At 76.6% G+C, this 18,592-nt stretch carries 10 protein-coding genes; all 10 read right to left on the bottom strand.

Features of this window, described 5'->3' with window-relative positions; translation table 11 throughout:
* Window positions 1-41: 41 nt before the first annotated feature.
* Window positions 42-3,308, bottom strand: coding sequence for a DUF3376 domain-containing protein (locus ACFY1T_RS20930; protein WP_390789449.1), 3,267 nt, complete (start codon window positions 3,306-3,308; stop codon window positions 42-44).
* Between the two features lie 20 nt (window positions 3,309-3,328).
* Window positions 3,329-4,123, bottom strand: coding sequence for a BTAD domain-containing putative transcriptional regulator (locus ACFY1T_RS20935; RefSeq protein ID WP_390789450.1), 795 nt, complete (start codon window positions 4,121-4,123; stop codon window positions 3,329-3,331).
* 79 nt (window positions 4,124-4,202) lie between these two features.
* Window positions 4,203-5,597, bottom strand: a complete 1,395-nt coding sequence (locus tag ACFY1T_RS20940) for a hypothetical protein (RefSeq protein ID WP_390789451.1) — start codon at window positions 5,595-5,597, stop codon at window positions 4,203-4,205.
* The gene (locus tag ACFY1T_RS20945; RefSeq protein ID WP_390789452.1) at window positions 5,594-7,057 is read right to left on the bottom strand and encodes a hypothetical protein; all 1,464 of its coding nucleotides are present in this window, start codon (window positions 7,055-7,057) and stop codon (window positions 5,594-5,596) included. The genes ACFY1T_RS20940 and ACFY1T_RS20945 overlap by 4 nt, the downstream gene beginning before the upstream one ends.
* Window positions 7,054-9,153, bottom strand: a complete 2,100-nt coding sequence (locus tag ACFY1T_RS20950; RefSeq protein ID WP_390789453.1) for an ATP-binding protein — start codon at window positions 9,151-9,153, stop codon at window positions 7,054-7,056. Before ACFY1T_RS20950 ends, ACFY1T_RS20945 begins: the two co-directional genes overlap by 4 nt.
* Window positions 9,146-11,023: a hypothetical protein gene (locus tag ACFY1T_RS20955; RefSeq protein ID WP_390789454.1), complete on the bottom strand. Its 1,878-nt coding sequence runs from the start codon at window positions 11,021-11,023 to the stop codon at window positions 9,146-9,148. Before ACFY1T_RS20955 ends, ACFY1T_RS20950 begins: the two co-directional genes overlap by 8 nt.
* Complete coding sequence (locus ACFY1T_RS20960; protein ID WP_390789455.1) at window positions 11,020-13,161, bottom strand: phage tail protein; 2,142 nt, start codon at window positions 13,159-13,161, stop codon at window positions 11,020-11,022. The genes ACFY1T_RS20955 and ACFY1T_RS20960 overlap by 4 nt, the downstream gene beginning before the upstream one ends.
* Window positions 13,161-15,335 (bottom strand): putative baseplate assembly protein, encoded by a 2,175-nt coding sequence (locus tag ACFY1T_RS20965; protein ID WP_390789456.1) that lies wholly within the window; start codon window positions 15,333-15,335, stop codon window positions 13,161-13,163. Before ACFY1T_RS20965 ends, ACFY1T_RS20960 begins: the two co-directional genes overlap by 1 nt.
* Window positions 15,336-15,353: 18 nt before the next feature.
* Window positions 15,354-15,827: a GPW/gp25 family protein gene (locus tag ACFY1T_RS20970; RefSeq protein ID WP_390789457.1), complete on the bottom strand. Its 474-nt coding sequence runs from the start codon at window positions 15,825-15,827 to the stop codon at window positions 15,354-15,356.
* Between the two features lie 50 nt (window positions 15,828-15,877).
* The gene (locus ACFY1T_RS20975; protein ID WP_390789458.1) at window positions 15,878-18,592 is read right to left on the bottom strand and encodes a hypothetical protein; all 2,715 of its coding nucleotides are present in this window, start codon (window positions 18,590-18,592) and stop codon (window positions 15,878-15,880) included.

Here is an 18,592-nt window from a genome sequence, read left to right on the forward strand (position 1 = left end):
ACCGATTCACCCTATCCGAGCCATCGGCACGGGGCGCTGCGTCAGGCCGGTGCGGTCCGCTGCCTCGGATAGAGCCAGGGCAGTGCGAACGTGACCCAGAACAGAACGGCGTAGAGGATGAGCGCGGCCCACCAGCCGTTGGGCCCGGCACCCCCCGACCGGCCCATCTGGATCATGGCGGCGATCACTCCCGCGATCAGGGCGGCGCCCGGCAGCAGCCACCACCGGTCGGTCCCCACGTAGAGCACGGCCGCGGCGGCGAGGGCGAAGCAGACCCCGACGATCAGCGCCGTGTTCCGGCTCCCGCCGGTGTCCGGGGGGTGCAGCCCGCGCAGCCGCCACAGGGCGACGGGCGGGCCGGCCACGGCGAGCACGCCGACGGGAAAGCGCAGCCAGGCCGGCCGGATCCACTGCCTGACCAGCGCCGCCAGCGCGATCATGGCGTACAGGCAGACCGGGACGTGGGCGAGCAGTGAGGACCACTGGTCGGTGGAGAAGGCGATGCCCGTCCACATCAGCACGGCCGCGACCAGCCCCCACGCCGGGGCCACCACCCCGACCAGGGGCGGGAGGTAGACCAGGGGTTTCAGCACGCCGAGGACACCCTGCACCGCGCGGGCCCGGGCCTTCCCGGTGGGCTGGAGCGCCGGCCAGGCGAGGAGCCCGGTCCGCAGGGCCGCCCGGCGGGGATCCCGCGCCCGCAGCAGCTGCCCGACCTCCTCCTCGCCGATCCCGCCGAAGGAGCCCAGCGCGGCTTCGAACTCGGCCGGTGTGGTCAGGGCGGGCGGGTTCAGCGGGGGGTCGGGGGGCTTGTTGCCGCCCCGGAAGCCCTTGCGGTGCAGCTCGGCGAGGAACGGCAGCTCCTCACGGAGGATCTCGTGCTGGCGTACGGCGGTCAGCACGTCCCGTACCCGGTCCCAGGGCTCCACGTCCGGCCGCGAGGTGACGTCCTGCGCCCAGAGCTCCGTGAACGCCGGCCCGAGGGCCGGTTCGGCAGCGATCCGCTCACCGAGCGCCGTGAGGTCGGCGGTGTCGCCGAACGCTTCGGCCAGGCGCTCGTCGGTGGCGACGACCGACACGAGGGAGGCGGCCCCGTCGAGGCGGCCCCAGGTCCAGTCGCTCATCCGCCAGCGGGCGCTGAGGAACGCGGCGAAGTTGTTGAGCTGGTTGCCGCTGAGCTTGGCCCTGACCATGTCCTTCGGGGAGTTCTGGACCGCCGCCGGCAGCACCCTGCGGGTGGCCCAGCTGGTGTTCGCCGCCGAGACGGTGTGGAAGTCGATGTCGGGTGCCTCGGCCAGCGGGTCCGGGCGCAGCGGGCCGAGCAGCACCTCGGCGTACGCGAGCGCGTCGGTCATCGGACCGGCGCCGCGGGCCGCCGCGTGGAGCGCTTCGTAGCCGGCGACGTCGGGGACCAGGTCCACACCGATCTCCGCGCCCAGTTCCGCGAGCCGCTCCCACAGGTGCCCGAAGCCCTCCGGTACGGAGTCCGGGCCGGGGCCGGGCGCGGGGGGCTGGGGCAGCCGGCCGCCGGTGACGGCCGTCGCGAGGTTCGCCGCCCAGGTCTCCCACTGCGCGCAGGCCGCCCCGGGCGGGGGCGCGGGCGGCATGAGGGCGCCCAGCAGCCGGGTCGCCTCGCGGAAGGGCGCCGCGGCGTCGGTGGGGAGCAGCCCCTGGGACAGGGCGGTCCGGTAGCGGCCGAGCAGCAGCCGGTCCCGGGCGGCGGTCAGCGTGGCGACGGCGGAGCGGCAGGCGAAGAGCCGCGCCCGGTACGCCTCCACGCGCTGCCGGTCCGTCGGGGCCGTGTCGACCGCGCCCGCACCCGCGGGCTCCGCGCCCCCCGGTCCGCCGTCCGCCGCTCCCGCGCCGGACTCGTACGCGTCCAGCCAGTCCATGAGCAGGCGTACGGTACGCGCCAGGACCAGCGGGGAGCACCCCGGTCCGGGCAGCGCGCCGGGCCCCACCGCCAGGCCGTCCGACGCCTCGCGCAGCCGGGCGAAGAGGGCCGTCGAGCCACGGCCCACGCTCTCGTCCAGCGCCTCCAGCGGCCCCGGGCCCGCCGGCAGCGGCAGCGCGTCGGGGCCGGTCACGTCCGCCGGGTCCTCCAGCAGCCGGACGAGCCGCAGCGCCTCCGCCCCGCCGACCGTACGGGCGTACGCCTCCCGCCGGGCCGTCGCCACGTCCTCCAGCTCGGCGAGGGTCAGCGGCAGCACCCCGGCGGCGGCGCGCTTGCGCTGGGCCGCGGCTTCGGCGGCGCGCAGCTCGAGGGCGTCGTCGCGCAGGGACTCGGATCCGGTCTTCACGGCCAGGGACTTCGCGGCCATCCGCACCAGCCGGGTCACGCGCCGGCTGCTCCCCGGCTCGGGCGGCGGCGGGAACGGGGGCACGGGCTGGAGGAAGAGGAGCCAGCGGTCGGCCTTGCGGGCCATCGGGGCCCCCGCGACGGCCCGTACGGCCCAGGCGACGGGGATGTTGTCCAGCAGGCCGCCGTCCATGAGCTCGGCGCAGCCGTTCAGGTTCTCGTCGGGGTAGCCGGTCTCGCTGCTGACCCCGCGCATGTCCACCCGGGGCGGGTCCTCGACGGGCTGCGCTCCGTTCCCGAGGTACACCCGGGCCGGTTCGAAGGCCCCGGGGAACGAGGAGGAGGTGCGCGCCGCGTAGGCGAGCCGGTTCAGCGCCGCCTCCCTGGCCGCGCCGGTGACGTCGACGGGGAAGTCCGTCAGGGAGCTGCGGTGGCGGAAGCGGAAGTAGGCGTTCGAACGGCCGACCAGGAGCGGCCGCCCGAGGGTGGGCCGCACCCGGTCCCGGCGGGGGCGCAGCCGGGTGGCCGTCAGGATCAGCCGGAGCGAGGCGGGCGGCTTCCAGTCCGGCGGGGCCTCGTCGATGAGCCGCCCCAGCGCGTCGCGCAGCTCCGCGTAGAAGACCTCGTCCCCGCGCATCAGCGAGGCCGGCACGTGGAAGGGCGTGGAGCGGCGCAGCAGCCCTTCGAGGTCGCCGAGGCGCAGCCACACGTCCCGTACGCCGCGGCCGAAGGGCATCCCGTACACGAGGTGGCAGGCCAGCAGGACGCCGTTGAGCCCCCCGGCGCTGGTCCCGACGAGGACGTCGATGTCGACGTCCTCGTATCCGCACGTGTCCAGCAGGCCCGCGTAGAGGCCCGCTTCGGGAGCGGGCTCCGACCCGGCCGCCGCGCGCAGCGCCGCCGTCTCGCAACAGGCCCCGCCCATCCAGACGGCGAGGCTGACCCCGCCGCGCATCGCGAGGGCCAGGCGCAGTTCGGTACTGCGCCGACCCGGCCGGTCGTCGCTCATGCCACCAGCTTGACCCCGGATCAGGCGCGGCGCACCCGGGCGGCCACCACCTCGCGGGCACGGGTGGCGGAGCGGCAGAAGTTCCTTATCAGACCGGAGAGTTCACATCCCGGCTCCACTCCGAGTTCGCGTTTCACGAGAGCGCGGTACGTGTCGTACGCGCGCATGGCCTCGATCAGGTTGCCCTCCGCCAAGTGCGCCTCGATCAGGGCCCGCTGGGCGCTCTCGCGCAGCGGTTCGGCACTGACCGCGAGCAGGGCCGACTCCACCGCCTCGGCGTGCCTGCCCGCCCTGGCCAGCTCGCGGCTGAGCGCCTCCAGCGCGTGCAGCAGCCGCTGGCGGACCCGTTCCCGCTCCAGCAGCACCCAGTCGTCGTACCAGCCGGGCAGCAGGTCGAGCGCGTCGGTGCGCCATTTCAGCGCCGACAGGTCCTGGGCGGTGGCGGTGCCGCCGATGAGGCGCCCGGCCCAGCCGTACAGCACGTACAGGTCCACCACGGTGTGCTCGCGCATGGCGAGCGAGCACTTGTCGGAGTCCAGCAGGTCGATGCCGGCGGCCTTGAGCCGCCACAGTGCGGACCGCAGGTTCCCCGCCGCCCGCAGGTCGTCGCCGGACGGCCACAGCGCCCCGGCGGCGTGCCGGCGCTCGACCCGGCCGCCGTTGAGCGCGACGAACGCGAGGAGACGCTTGCCCCCCTCGGGCACGTCCAGCCATCTCCCCTGATGGATGACGCGCGGGCCACCCAGGAGATGGAGGGCCGGCGGCTCCCCCTGCCCGGGGACGCGGACCGGGGACGCGAGGAACTGCTGGTTCATAGGCGGTCCTCCTGCATAGAAGTCCGACCCGCATATGCTATGCGCGCACCGTCACCGATCAGTCACCGAGTGCTATTTTTCATCCGGGGCTGTAGCAGTGGCGCTGGTCCCTGCGGACGAAGGCGACCCAGTCGCCGACCGGCGCCTCCCGGTCGTCCACGGGCAGCAGGATGTCCACGCCGACGGGCTCGTCGAGCCGGATGCGGTCCCGGTGGCGCGCCTCCTCCACCGCCCGGGCGACGTCGGCGAGCGCGCAGGTGCAGTACCTGAGGTCCAGCCGCTGCCCCAGGAGCGCCCGGATCCCGGCGGGGGCGGCGCCGGGGGCGACGCTCCGATCAGAATCCGAATCCGGCTCCGGCTCCGGCTCCGGATCCGGGGTGAACGGGAGGTACCCGGCGGGCGGGAGCTCCGCGATGCCCAGCTGCTCCAGGGTGTACGGGCCCGCGGCCGCCCGCGGCCGGACCAGGGCGCCTTCGCCGATGCCGGTGATGAGCCGGGCCACCTCCGCGCCCAGCTGGTCCTTGGTGTGGCTCTTGAGGAACCGCTGCTCGCCGATGAGGGCCAACTGCTCCAGCAGCGGGCCCAGATCGGCCGCCGGCGGCCGCGCGGCGCCCAGCACCTGCGCCAACTGGTCCTGGAACTGGAGGATCTGGGCCGTGTACGCGTCCCAGGGCCGCATCCCGAGCCGTGACTGCCAGTACCGCTGCGGCGGGGCCGCGGCCCGGTCGCGCCGGGCCGTCCAGGTGTCGACCTCCCACCCGTCGGGGCTCCCGGGATCACGCAGGAGGACCGCGATCCGTACGACCTCGGGCCGGCCGGGGCTCGCGGCCGGCGGGGCCCAGGACGGCGGCAGGTGCGCCCGGCCGGTCCCGTACGGCCACGGGGAGTGCTCGGTGCGCTCGGCGCCGAAGACCCGCGAGGCGAGGAAATTGCGCCGGGAGGCGGGGAGTTGGTTGTCGAGCCCCCGCTCGAAGCCCTCCGCCAGCCTGATCCGCACCCCCTCGGCGAGGTACGGGCGCCGGGTGGTCCCCGTACCGGAGCAGGGGTCGTCGCAGTAGCTTCCCTGCACGGGGGCGTCGCCGTAGGGCCGGGAATCGGGGGCCACTTCGACCCACCAGAAGCCGTCGAGCCCCGGTTCCAGTCCGGTGAGCGGGAGCGTGACGAGGCGCTGCGAGCGCAGCGGGCGGCCCTGAGCGGAGACGGCGAGACCGCCGCCGACGCGCAGGGTGCCGTCCTGCACGCCGACCTCGTAGCCCTCGACCACGCCGGGACCGCCCGCCGCGCCGACGGCCAGGGCCAGTTCGCGGGCGTAGTCCTGGATGCGGTTGAGGTGTTCGGCGCGCAGGAACAGCCCGTCGAAGGCATTGAGGCGGTCGATCCCGCCGTCGGCGGTCGCGGAAGGCCCGGCGGGCGGTGCGGGGCTGGCGGGGTCGGCGGGCGGCGCGGCCCCGGCGGCGGCTTCGCTGAGCGTCATTCCTCGGTCCTCCCGGGGGCCGCCTGGCGCGGCAGATGGACGGTGACGACGGCGTCGTTCCCCTCGTCGGCGGTGCCCGGCGGGCCGCCCTCCGGCCCGGCGAAGGGCGCGCGCGGGTGCCGGCCGTACAGGGGTTTGGGCCCGGTGCCGCGGACGCGGACGCGGACCGTCTCGTACGCGGGGCGCTGGTCGAGGTCCACCTTCACCCGCAGCCCGTCGTCCGACACCCGGATCCCGGCGACCTCGTCGGTGGCCCAGCCGCGGCCGGTGCCGGAGAGCGAGGTGATCTCGATGCCCTCCGGTTCGGCGGAGCCCGCCGCGAGCGGGGCGGTGACCTCGAAGCTGAGCACGGTGTGCTCGCGGCTCCAGGCGACGGAGTCGCGGATCAGGCGCGGGCCTCCGGCGTCCGCCTCGGCGGCGGCGCCGACGATTCCGGGCGCCAGTGCGCACACCAGCTCCTGGACGGTGGTGGTGGGCAGGACCGCGGTCCGCACGGACGGGTCGGCGCGCACCTCCTCGATCCGTACGCACCCGTCGTACTCGGTGAGTTCGACCGTGAGGCGGGCGAGCACCACGGGGGCGTGGTCCTCCGTGACCGGCGCCCACGGCGGACACGTGTCGCCCTCCGCGCGCTCCGGTGCCAGCGCGGTGGCGTCCGCGGCGGCCAGCCGCCGGAACGCGGCGAGCAGCGCCGGTGCCCGCCGGTGCGCCGGTACCCGGGCCACCTCCGCGGCCTCCCGCAGCGCCTCCTGCCCGGCGGTGTCCCCCGGCGCGGCCTCCTCGAGCCCGAGCAGGACCCGTACGCGGTGGTAAGGGCGCCAGGGCGCGGGGGCGGTGGAGCGGATCGTGATCCGCGCGGTCTCGACGATCCGGGAGAAGTCGTCGTGCCGCCGGGTCACGTCGCACGGGTCGGCGAGGGCGGGTACGGGCCGGTCCGGGCAGGACGCGAACTCCGCGAGGATCCAGGCCTCGACGGCGTGCCGCCGGGGCGGATCGGACTCGGGGCCGTCGTCCGCGGGCGTCCGGGCCGCGGGGGCCTGCGGTCCCTGCGGCGGGTGCGCTTCGATCCACTCCCTCGCCCACGCGGTCAGGGAGACGCACCAGGCCGCTTCGAGGGTGAGTTCGCGGCCGAGGCCGTCCACGGCCAGCCCGGGGAGCACCCTGAGCTCGTCGCCGTCCCGGGCGACCCCGAGCCCCCAGATCACCCCGGAGCCGTGCAGCCAGGCGTGGTGCAGCATGAGCTTGCCGCGCGGATTGCCCATCAGGACGCGGAAGTCGTCCTCGCCGAGCAGCATCCCGAAGGCCACGCGCAGCGCGAGGAAGGGGTTCACCGGCAGCTCGTCCCCGCCGCAGGGGCCGGGGCCGCACGGCCCGCCCCCGTACGGGGGGTCGTCGGGCAGGTCCGGGGCGGACCCGCAACCGCAGCCGCACGGGGTGCTGCCGGAGCCGAGCGCCGTCATGGGTTCTCCTTCTGGGTACGCCGGCCGTTCGCCGGGGCGGGGAGGTCGTGCGCCTGGTCCAGGGCCCGCGCGGCCCGCCGGTCCGCGCCGGCGCCGGCGGGCCCGGCCGGCTCCCCGGGGAAGGGGCGGGCCGCCTTGCCGTACTCGCGCCGCATCGCGTCGACGAGGTGTCCCTGGCGGACCGCTCCGCCGTCGTCCGCCGCCCGGAAGGCGGCGCCGATCGCGGCGTTGCGGATCCAGCCGCCGGGCACCGGGTAGTGCTGCGCGAGCGCCGTCAGGTCGACGTCGGCGTGCAGCAGCGCGCGGGGCAGGTGCAGCTCCCACATCCGGTACCGGCCGGCCTCGTCGGGGAGCGGGAACTCCACGACGAAGTCCATGCGGCGGATGAAGGCGGCGTCGATGTTCTGCCGCAGGTTCGTCGTCAGCACGGCCAGCCCGTCGAACCGGTCGAGCCGCTGGAGCAGGTAGGCCGTCTCCATGTTCGCGAACCGGTCGTTGGCCTCGGAGACCTCCGTGCGGGCGGCGAACAGGGCGTCGGCCTCGTCGAGGAGGAACACCGCCTGCGTGCGCTCGGCCACTTCGAAGCAGGCGGCGAGGTTCTTCTCCGTCTCGCCGATGTACTTCGACACCAGCTCGGAGCCGTCGACGACCAGCAGGTCCCGGCCCGCCTCGGTGGCCAGTACCTCGGCGGCCAGCGATTTCCCGGTCCCCGGCGGCCCGGTGAGCAGGAGCCGTACGCCGCGTGCGGCGCGGGCCGCCTCGCGCAGCCGCCAGTCGTCCAGGACGAGCGCCTGGTGGCGCAGCCGGGCCACGGCGTCCCGCAGCTGCCCGTCCGCCTCCCCGCCGAGGACCAGGCGCGGCCAGCGGGCGCGCGGGGCGACCAGGTCCACGCCGGGGGGCAACAGCGCCCCGGCGCGGGCCCGGATGGCGCCGGAGACGTCCGGGCCGCCGCCGTCCTCCCCGGCGCCCGGTGCCAGCGCGGCGCGGCTGTGCAGGTCGAGGGCGACCTGGGCGGTGAGTGCCGGGTCGAGGGGGTGGCGCGCGGCCAGTTCGGACGCGCGCTCCGGCGCTTCGGGCAGCGCCGCCCGCCAGGCGGTGCGCCGGTCCGCCGTGCCGACCGGCCCGACCGGCACGGTCAGTACGGGCCGGTGCGGCCCGGGGCGTACGGTGCCGGGCGCCGCGCAGACCAGCAGCGGCCCGGGGATGCGGGCGACGGCGGGGGTGACCGGGCCCGCCGCCCCGCCCGCCGGGGCCGCCACCACCAGCAGTGGCACGGCGTCCCGTACGGCGGCGTGCAGCCCCAGCAGCCCCATCGCGCGCGGGTCTTCGGGCCGGGTCCGGGCGGCGAACACGCCGAGTCCGGCGGCGCGGGCGAGGGCCGCGCAGCGGCTGAGGCCGACGGTCTCGTCCCGGGCGCCGACCAGCAGGATGCGGGGGTCTCGGGAGCGCAGGGCGGCGACCGCCCGTACGGTCTCGGGGAGTTCGAGCCACCCGTCGAGTCCGGCGACCGGCGGTCCCGGGTCGGCCTCCTCCAGCGCGGCGGGCCAGGCGGAGTGGCCGTGCAGGGCCTCCCACAGCCCGTCCGCGAGGGTCAGGGAGCGTTCGTGGAAGGGGCCTTCGCCGGTCAGGGCGAGCACGCCCGCCCGTACGGCCCGGCCCTCGTGCAGCAGTCGGCGCAGGGCGACCCGGTCGGGGGCCTGCGCCCGTACGCCGCCTCGGGCCGCCGTACGGGCCGCGCAGTCGGTCAGCAGGCCGGCCAGGCCCACGCTGGGGTGCGGGGCGCCGCAGGGGTTCATGGTGCGGAAGGTCCGGGCCAGGCCCTCGTGTTCGTCGGGGAGCCCGGCGAACAGGACCAGGTCGGTCTCCAGGGAGCCGAGCCCGAACCGGTGCACGAGCCGGTCGAGAGGGGTGTCGGCCGGAGGGCGGGCGCCGGGGGCGGCAGCGGCGCGCTGTGCGGCGCTCGCGGCCCAGTCGCGCAGGAAGGCCACGGACTCGCCGCCGGCCTCCTCGCTGCACAGGTTCTCCAGCAACTCGGCCACCCGTACGGCGACTTCGGCCGCCCGCCGGGAGAGGTCGCGGCTGATGCGCTCAGGCATAGCGGTACCTCACGACGGCGCCCAGCCAGCCCAGCCAGCCCGGGTCGAGGTCCAGGCCGGCGCGGCGGACGGCCAGGTCGGTGTCGGCGTGGGCGAACACGGCTTCGATCCAGCCGGTCTCGGCCGTGATCCGCCCGGGGCGGCGGGCGACCGCACGGACGGCGCCGAACGGATCGTCCGCGTACCGCTCTTCGCCGAGGCGGGCGGCGGTGGCCCGCGCCCAGTCGGCGGCGAGCGCCTCCACGGCCTCCTGCTCGCGCGGGGTCGCCGCCGGGGCCCGCAGGAGGGCGGCGGCGCGGTCGGGGCCGAGTCCGGCGAGGGCGAGGGCGGCGGGGTCCCCCGGGGCGAGGCCGCACAGGGCGCGGGCGGCGGTGTGCAGTACCCAGGGCAACGGCCGCCCGGCCAGGGCCGGTTCGCCGAGGGCGCGGTCCGGTAGCCCGGCTTCGGGCGCCGCGCCGAGCAGGAAGAGCAGCCCGGCCCAGCGGGTGGCCGCGCCGTCCGCCGGACCGGGAGCGGGCCTTGCGGGCCGTACGGGGCCCGGCTCGGCGGTGCCGGCGGCCGCGGGACCCCCCGCACCGGATCGGGAGGCAGCGGCGGCGGGAGGTCCTTGCGGCAGCGGGCTCCGGCCGGGCGGGGCACCGTCGGCGGCCGTTCCCGGTCCGCCGGGCCGGGCGCTCCCGGCACCGGGGTGTCCGGAGCCCCCGGGGTCCCGGAGGCATCCGGCACGGACGGCGCCGCCGCACGCGGCACACCCGCCGCGCCGGGTGTCCCCGGCACCCGCACCGCATCCACCGTCCGCGATGCACCCGGCGTCCGCGGCGCACCCGGCGTCCTCGCCGCATCCGGCGCACCCGGCAGCCCCTGCGCGCGCGCCACGTGCACCGTCCGCGGGACACCCGGAGCACCCGCCACACCCGGTGTCCGCGCCGCATTCGGCTCGCCCGGCAGGCCCGCCGCCTCCATCGCACCCGGCGCAGCCGCCGTCCGGCACCTCCCGGCCCCCCGCGTCCGGTTCGGGCTCCGGCCGGGCCGGACCCCCGGCCAGGGTGCGCAGGCCCAGCGCCAGGAGTCCCCGCAGTCCGGGCCGGGCGGCGGGCCGCTCCAGCACGGCCGGGTCGGTTTCCGCCAGGACCAGTACGGCCCAGGCGGCGAGCGTCGGTTCGGCGGGCCGCAGCCGGGACGCCCGGACCAGCCCGGCCAGCCCCGACCCGGAGAGCAGGGTGCGGGCGAGCGCCCGGGTACCGGGGTCGGGCGTCCCCGCGCCCGGCTCCCCGGGCTCCTCGGGCGCCACGAGGGAGGCCAGGCGCTGCCAGCCCTCCCGGCCCCAGGCCCGGTCCAGCGCGGCGAGCCCGCACTGCCCGGCGGCGCGCAGCACGGCGGCCGCGGCGAGCCGGGGGCGGCGTTCCAGGGCGGCCAGCAGAGCCGGGCCGGGCGCCGCCTCCGGGGCCGGGTCGCCGGGCCCCAGGATGCCGGTCTGCCGCCAGGCCCACAGGCGTTCGCGGCGCCCCGCGGCGAGTCCGGCGACCGCGTCGGCGAGGAGGTCCACGTCGTGCCGGTAGTGCACGAGGGTGCCCGGCGCCGCCGCGCCGCCCTCGCGCACGGTCCGCTCGATGGCGGCGGCGACCGCCCCGGACCACTCACGCGCGAGCGCCGGACCGGGGCGGTCCAGGTCGAGCCCGACGGTGAGGTCGAGCCGGGCCAGGCACCAGTGGCCGGGGGGCAGGTCCAGGGCGCGCAGGGCGGTTTCCAGCGAGCCGGCGACCGCGTGCCGCAGCGGACCGCGCAGCGGGTCCCCGCCGGGTGGCGGCGCGGCGGGGTCGTGGTGCAGGGTCGCCGTCAGCCGGTCGATGACCACGGTGGGGCCGCTCATCCGACGCGCACCGCCCCGGTGATGGTGCTCTCGCCGACCCGGGAGCCGGCGGCGGGCACGCCCACGATGCCGTCCGCGCCGACCCGGACCCTGCCGACGACGGCCGGGCCCCAGGCCGCGCCGGGGCCGACGACGGAGGTGAGTCCGAGGTGCAGGGTGCGGCCGATCCGCATGCCCGTGCCGAGCGGGCAGATGTCCACGAGGGTGTGGGCCGGTTTGTGGGCCTCCACGATGGTGCGGACGACGTCGAGTTGGACCGGGCTCGGATCGGCGGGGATGAGCACGCTGAACCGGTGCGCGGCGGCGGTGTATCCGTCCTCCCCGGGCCGGGTGCCGCCCACCGTGAACCGGCCGAGCGCCCCGGCCGTGCCCGCCGCGCCGCCGACGGCCGGTGCGGGGCCTCCGCCGGGTCCGGCGCCGAGCACCGCTCCGCCGAGGCCGCGCAGCCGCCAGTGCTCCACGACGCTGATGGGCAGCGGGAGGTAGAGCCGCAGGATGCGTTCGAGGCAGGAGACCGTGCCGCGGATGCGGAACAGGTCGTACGCCTGGGCGATCAGCTCGCGACGGGCCGCCTGCGGCCAGCGCCGGTCCAGGGCCAGGCCGAGCAGCCCGGCCAGCCAGCCGAGGGCCTCCTGCGGGGTGGCCCGGGGGTCGAGCAGCAGGGTGCGCAGGGCGGCGCGGGAGTCCAGCTCGTGGAGCAGGCCCTCGGCGGGCGCGAGGAAGCGCTGGAGGAACGCGGCGTCGGCCTCGTCCCGGCTCCAGGCCCGGGGGAGCTCGGCGGTGAGCCGGTGTCCGGGCCGCTCCACGCGCAGGCCGCGGACGCGGGGGGTCAGGCGCGGGGTGCCGGCGAGCCGGAGCACGATCCACAGGTAGCGGCCGGGCGGGGCCTGGACGGGGGCCTCGTACGTCTCGAAGCCGTCCTCGGGACCGATCTGCGCCCAGGGCAGCTCGCGGCCGGTCGGGCGCCGGAAGAGGGGTGCGGAGGGCGGCAGCCGGTCGGCGTAGAGGGCCCGGGAGGGCAGCGGCGGGGTCTGGTCGGGGTGGCGTACGGTGCGCGGTCCGCGCACGGGCGGCGACCAGGGCAGCGGGTCGGGGACCGTGTCCTCGTCGCTGGTCAGGAAAGTGACGCGGACTTCGGTACCGGGCGGGACGCAGGCGTCGAGGAACAGCCGGCCCCAGCGGGTGCGGTACTCCCCCGCGTCGAGGCGGTAGCCGATGACGCTCCCGGCGGGCGTGTACCGGGCGGCCGGTCCGGCGGTACGGGCGATGCCCTCGGCGGTGGTGAACGCGACGCGGCCGTCGGGGCCGGCGGTCATGGCGCCGCCGTCGTAGCCGGGGGCCCGCAGGGGTTCGATCTCCGCCCAGGCCGCGCCGTCCGTGCGGAACCGCCGCAGCGGCCGGCCGGGACCCCGGGCGACCACCAGCGCCCCGTCGGCGGTCAGGTCGAGGTCGGTGGCGCCGGGTACGGCGAGCGGCCGGGTGCCGTCGGCGCGGGCGACGACGGCGTGGCCGCCGGCCGCGCCGGTCCACAGGACGTGCAGGTGTCCGGCGTGGTCGGCGATCCGGGTGGGGCGCAGGCCGTCGCTCCCCGCCGGGTGGCGCAGCAGGGGCCCGCGCACCGGTCCGCGGCGGCCCCGCAGGAGCACGATCCCGGCGGGCCGGGTGACGAGGACGGCCACCGCCCCGCAGTGGGCGGTGACGTCGAGGGGCCGGCAGTGCGGGCGGGCCGCGCTGCGGACGGGGACCCGGCGCAGCAGCCGTTCGCCCCACAGGTCGACGACGTGGACGGCGCCGGCCCCGGACTCGGCGATGAACAGCCGCTGGGCGCCGTCCACGGCGAGCCCTCGCGGGACGCACAGGGTGCCGGGCCGGTGCCGGGGCGGGGTGTCGGCGCCGCCACCGGGCGCGATGACGTCCACGCGTCCGGCGCGCGGGTACGAGCGGTAGGCGCGGCCCCAGCGGTCGAAGGCCAGTCCGGCGGGTCCGTGCACCGCCGTCCCGGGGTCGGGCCCCGCCTCGGGCTCGGGTTCCCAGGCGAGGCAGACCCCGCCCTCCTCCAGGAGGGCGGTGGACTCGTGGCGGCAGCGCACCCACTGGTCGGGATCGGCCAGGACGCCGATGGTGCGGTCGCCGTACATCAGCACACCTCCGGGGGGAGCGGTACGAGGACGGGGTCGCCGGGGGGCGGCGGCGGGCTGCCGTAGCCGGCTCCGACGGGCAGCGGGCCGCCGGTGACCACGGTGACGGCGGCGACCCGTGGCACCTCCCACGGCTCCAGCGGGACCAGCGGCAGCGGGGTCCAGCCCGTACCGGAGCGCCGGGCCAGCAGCAGTTCGCCCTCCAGGTACTCCAGGCCCTCCACCTGGACGGCGACGGCCTCCAGTTCGGCGCGGCGCACGGCCCGGCCCAGCGGCCAGCCCGCGCCTTCGGGCCCGTACGGCGGCAGCGGGGCGAGGTACTGGCGCAGGATCAGTTCGACCCAGCGGCGTACCGCGTCGGGCTGGTAGCCGTCGCGGGTGCGGATGCCCGCGGAGACGGCGATGTCCACGTAGGTGGGCGGGATGACGTACAGCTCGGTGGTGACCAGGCGCCGGGGGGCGAGGTACGCGGCGACCTGGCGCAGCAGGGCGAGATCGGGCAGCGGGGCGCCGGGGTCGCGCTGGTCCTCGGTGGGGAAGACGAGCACGCTGACGACGCCCGCGGCGGGCTGGGCGGGCGTGTCGGGGTGCAGCAGGGGCAGGGTCTCGGCGCGGCGCACGCCGGGGACTTCGAGGGCGAGGGAACGGAAGTCCTCGGCGGTGACGGCCCGGTCGCGGCGGTGCACCTCGGCGGGCAGGGCCTCCAGGGCGTCGGCGAGGGAGGCCGGGTCCGCGCCGCCGGCCGCCGGGAGGGGGTTGGCGACCTTGACGCCGGCGACGCCGGTGAGCGCGCCGATCGCGCCCGCCGGGACGTTTCCGGCGGAGCCGCCGCCGTACCGGTAGGCGAGGACGCGGATGCGCTCGCCGATCTGGGGCAGACGGCAGCGGCTGCCGAAGCGGACGAGTCCGGCTTCGGCGTCGAGGGTGTAGTGCCGGTCGAAGGGGCCGCTGCCCGCGAAGTCCTCGACCTCGGTCCAGGGCCGCCAGCCGTCGGCCTCCTCGACCTCCAGGCGGACGCTGCCGGCGAGGACGGGGCGCTGGGTGAGGCGCAGGACCTGGCCCGCGTCGGCGGTTCCCGTGCCGAGGAGTTCGGGTGCGGCGGTGCGGGCCTGGACGGCGCCGACGGCGTTGACGCCGACCCAGCGGATGCGGTGGATGGCGTCGTTCTCGCCTGCGGGGCGGCGGACCCGCAGCCAGCCCAGGACGCGGGCGGCCGTCTTCTCGTCGTCGATGGGGGGCGGGCCGTTCGGGTCCCCGGGGCCGGTGCGGCCGCGGGGGTGGGTGGGGAAGGCGGCCGGCAGCTCGACGCTGACCACGCCGGCGGTGGTGAGACCGCGGGTGGTGTCGCCGAGGACGGCGAGGGAGGTGAAGGCGGCGGGGGCCCCGGGGCCGTTCCACAGCTCCCACAGGAAGCCGGGCGGGGCGCTCACGAGGTCGCCCGCCCGCAGCCGGGTCGGGTCCCCGGTGTCGCGGGCGCGCAGGTCGTACGGGCGCGGGAGCTGCTCGTCGGGGACGACGCCGACGAAGAGGGTCCGGCCGGCCATCAGGCGGGGGTCGGTGGTGTTCTTGGCCAGCAGGGCGATCCACAGGGACCGGTCGAGGGTGGTGCTGACGTCCAGGGGCGGCCGGTCGGGGTCCAGCGGGTCGGCGGGGACGGCGGTGGTGACGTAGAAGGAGACGGGGGCTCCGGAGGCCGCCCGCGCGCGCTCTCCCCTGGGCAGGGCCTCGACCGCGTTCTGCCGGCGCCGGCTCTCGGCGGGGCCGGGTGCCTCGGGGGCGGGCGTCTTGCCGACGGCGAGGGTCTCCAGGGGCCAGGCGACGACCTCGTCGCCGGTCTCGAAGGCGATCGCGCCGGCCCGGGCCTCGGCGCCGCGCAGCACCTGGACGCCCTCGGGGCGTTCGGTCTGCAGGACGAGGAGGGCGCGGGCGGTGAGCGCGGGGCGCGGGCGGACGCCGAGCAGCCGCAGGAAGGCGACCTTGGTGGCGTCGGGGATCTGGTTGAAGCGGAAGAGCAGGGACTCGCCGAGGTGTGCGAAGAGTTCGAGCAGGGCGATGCCGGGGTCGCCGGCGTTGTGGTCGGTCCACTCGGGCGCGTAGACCGGGATCCGCTTGACCAGCTCGTCCCGGAGCTGTTCGAAGGTGCGGTCGTCGAGGATGGGTCCGATCAGCGGCATACCGTCGTCACCCGGCCCCTACCGCAGGTAGAAGGGGTAGACGAGGTTGTCCGGGCGCAGGTCGAGCAGGTGGACGTAGGCGATGTCGATCCATACGAGGGCGGGCTCCTCCCCCGGGGTCACGGCGACCTCGGTGACCCGGATCCGGGGCTCCCAGGCGCTGAGGGCCTCGCCGATCTCGGCGGCGATCGCGGTGCGGGTGGCGGGGGTGTTGGGGGCCATGAGGTGGCGGCGCAGTCCGCATCCGAAGGTGGGGCGCATGACGCGCTCGCCGGGTTCGGTGTCGAGGATGGTCTCGACGGACTGCCGGATCGCGGCGGCCCCCGCGACCCACGCGAGCCTGCCTCCGCCGGTGCCTCCGCTGCCGGTTCCGCTCCCGTTTCCGGGCCGGAACGGGAACCGCAGCCCGGTCCCGAGCCGGGCCTCGGCGGCGGACGGGGCTCCGGGGCCGCGGCCGCCGGGGGCGGATGTCAGGGCGTCAGATGCTGCCATGCCGTCCATGGTCCGGGGGGACCGTCACCGGGGCGTCTCCCCGTGCTCGGTCACTTCCACCAGCCCTCCTCGCGGAGCTTGGGCTTCATCTGCTCGATGGCGTCCCCGTACTTGTTGCCGAACTTCGACTCGATGTCGTCGATGTCCTTCTCCACGGCGGCGTTGAACTTCTTGCGCCTCATCAGGCTCAGCTGCTCCGCGCGGTGCTCCTTGGCCTCGTCCCAGGATCCGGTGCTGGCCACCCGCGGGTGGAACCAGTTGCCCCAGCGGTCCCTCAGCCCTCGATGGTCCATCTTGTCCATCTGGATCGCCGGCCCCCTGCCGAACGAGAGGTCCTTGATCTTCGAGTAGACACCGTACGGCGGAATGTGGTTGATCTCCGTACCTGCGTAGTTCCGGGGGCCGTTCTTCAAGCCTTGGTGCCGGCCTCCCTTGAACGCGGGCAGGTATTCCTCCTTGTACAGGGGGTGGCTCTTGCTCTGCACGCGTCGGTCGACCCCCTCCTCTCCCGGCTCCTTGGCCTTCTTCGGTGCGGCGTCGATCCTCGCCGCCTTCACCTTGGGGCTCATCCCCGCCGTGATCTGCCACTTCTCCCCCTCCCGCTCGGCGTCGAGGACGGTGAAGCCGTGCGTCCTCCTGATGCCGGCCAGCGCGTCCCGCAGTTCGCTCTCGTCGTACGGGTCCTTGTGCGAGCGCTCGGCGAGGGCGCCCAGCGCCTGCAGGCCCGTCAGCCAGCGGTCCTTCTTCTCCGGTGGCGGAACCGCGTGGCCAACCTCGGCCGGCTTGCCCTTGGCCGGCTTGCCCTTGGCCGGGGCGGGAGCGGGGGCCGCCCTCGGCGGGGCCTTCGCCGGGGCCCGCGCGGCGGTTGTCGGGGCGGCCGCCGGGGCGCCCGGGTCCTTCCAGGCGCCCTTCTTCCGCTCGTCCTTGGACGATGTGGCCGGGACCTCGTCGTTCACCAGGTCCGTCAGGAACTTCTCGGGGCTGAAAGCCACTTCACCGAAGGTGATCTCGGGGACCTTCCCCGAGCCCAGGACGTGTTCGACGTCCGCCCCGATGCCGAACTCCCCCGGCAGCGGGTATTCCAGCTGCGCCAGCGGCCAGTTCCAGCGCTTGTCCGGCGCCGGGGACCACCACGGGCTGTCCAGTTCGACGAAGAGCTCGCCGCCGAGCCCGAGGAAGGGCCGGGCCGCGATCTCCATGTGCCCGGCCAGGAAGAACTCCCCGCGCTTGCCCGCCTTCGGATCGGCGACCTCCCGGTAGCCGATCACCGGCGTGGCCTCGACGTAGCCGCGGACCCCGGCGAGTGCGGTGAGCGCGATGCCCGCCTTGACGTCGTGACCCACGAGCTGGACGCCCGCGCCGCCCTCGGCCTTGAGCCGCAGGCCCGCGTAGGCGGAGATGTTGAGGGTGCCGGTCAGGCCGAAGCTCCCCAGCACCTCCGGTTTGGTCGACCACGTGCCGGTCAGTTCCATCCTGTCGAGCACCGCGGGGCCGATCTTCGCGATCGCCTCGAGGCCGATGTTGGCAAACAGGAACACATTGCCGACCAGCGGGATGCCGTAGGCCGCACGGACCTCGAACTTCGCGAGCTGTCTGGCGTAGTCCTTCGTGTCGAAGAGCGGCTTGTCCATCTTCGGCTGGATCTTGCCGACCACCGTGACGTCGCCGTGGTGGTCGACGACCACCACCGCCTCGCCGCTGAGCCAGTCGGCCAGCCGGACGCGGACCGTTCCCCAGCCCGCCACCACTCGGGGGCCGGGCCGCGGGCCCGCGGGCGCCGCCGCGGGCTCCGCCTCCCCGGCCGCCGCCTTCGCGGAGCCGACCTGGCCGGGGAGCCGACCATCCGTCAGTTTCTGGGCCGTACCGGCGTCGGTGGCGACCAGCGTCACCTCGCCGTCGAACTTCTCGTTGGCGTAGTGCACGGTGCCGCACAGGTCGACGGCCCCCGCCGCGAAGGCGGCCGTCACCTGCCCGGTGAACCCGCGCAGCGCCACGTCCACGACCGCCTTCCCGGACAGCGCCCCGTCCGGCCCGCGGGCCACCGGCACCTCCACCGAGCCGAGCCCGGCCACCGTGCCCTTCGCGACGGCGTCGAAGACGACGAGTTCGTTCGCGAGTGCGAGGCTCCCGGAGGCGCTGAGGAAGCCGCCGAGCGTGAAGGACATCCCGCCGGCCTTCACGAACAGGGTCGGGCCGCGCAGTTCGTTCTCCACGCCCGCCAGCCGCAGTCCGCGCACGCCGTGCCAGCCCAGCGTCTCGGCGCAGGCCTCCATCCGGCCGAGCAGCGCCGACGGGCCGTCGAGCAGTACGCCCTTCACCCTCGCCGAGGCGTGCCCCTCCAGGACGCCGTCGCGGACGCGCAGGGCGAGCACCGGCTCGATGCCCTCGGTGCGCAGCGGCAGCAGCAGGGGGTGCAGGAGCGGAACGGCCTGGAACCCGCCGCCGGCTGCCGTGGTGAGCCCCTGATCGGTCGTGCGGAGGTGGAGGGTTCCGGCCGCGACCTGGCCGAGGCGGACGCGTACGGGCCCGCCCGCGGCCCCCTTGCGTGCCAGGTACTCCTCGACCGGCGCGGGCACCGCGAGCACCGCCCCGCCCTGCAGGGCCAGTTCCTCCTTGGGGACGTCGGGTGCGACGACCACGCGGGACAGCTCGTCCGCGAGCTTTCCGGGGGTGGTGGCGGGCGCGGGGCCCGCGGGGACGGGGGCGGGTGGGGCCGGGGCGGGCGCGCGGGCCGGTTCCCGGGCCGCGGGGGCCGGAGCCGCCAT

It is taken from the genome of Streptomyces sp. NPDC001194 (assembly GCF_042896985.1).
Taxonomy (GTDB): domain Bacteria; phylum Actinomycetota; class Actinomycetes; order Streptomycetales; family Streptomycetaceae; genus Streptomyces.

Coding starts and splice junctions, on each gene's coding strand:
- ACFY1T_RS20930 (WP_390789449.1), bottom strand. CDS start 3,308: ATGAGCGACGACCGGCCGGGTCGGCGCAGTACCGAACTGCGCCTGGCC.
- ACFY1T_RS20935 (WP_390789450.1), bottom strand. CDS start 4,123: ATGAACCAGCAGTTCCTCGCGTCCCCGGTCCGCGTCCCCGGGCAGGGG.
- ACFY1T_RS20940 (WP_390789451.1), bottom strand. CDS start 5,597: ATGACGCTCAGCGAAGCCGCCGCCGGGGCCGCGCCGCCCGCCGACCCC.
- ACFY1T_RS20945 (WP_390789452.1), bottom strand. CDS start 7,057: ATGACGGCGCTCGGCTCCGGCAGCACCCCGTGCGGCTGCGGTTGCGGG.
- ACFY1T_RS20950 (WP_390789453.1), bottom strand. CDS start 9,153: ATGCCTGAGCGCATCAGCCGCGACCTCTCCCGGCGGGCGGCCGAAGTC.
- ACFY1T_RS20955 (WP_390789454.1), bottom strand. CDS start 11,023: ATGAGCGGCCCCACCGTGGTCATCGACCGGCTGACGGCGACCCTGCAC.
- ACFY1T_RS20960 (WP_390789455.1), bottom strand. CDS start 13,161: ATGTACGGCGACCGCACCATCGGCGTCCTGGCCGATCCCGACCAGTGG.
- ACFY1T_RS20965 (WP_390789456.1), bottom strand. CDS start 15,335: ATGCCGCTGATCGGACCCATCCTCGACGACCGCACCTTCGAACAGCTC.
- ACFY1T_RS20970 (WP_390789457.1), bottom strand. CDS start 15,827: ATGGCAGCATCTGACGCCCTGACATCCGCCCCCGGCGGCCGCGGCCCC.
- ACFY1T_RS20975 (WP_390789458.1), bottom strand. CDS start 18,592: ATGGCGGCTCCGGCCCCCGCGGCCCGGGAACCGGCCCGCGCGCCCGCC.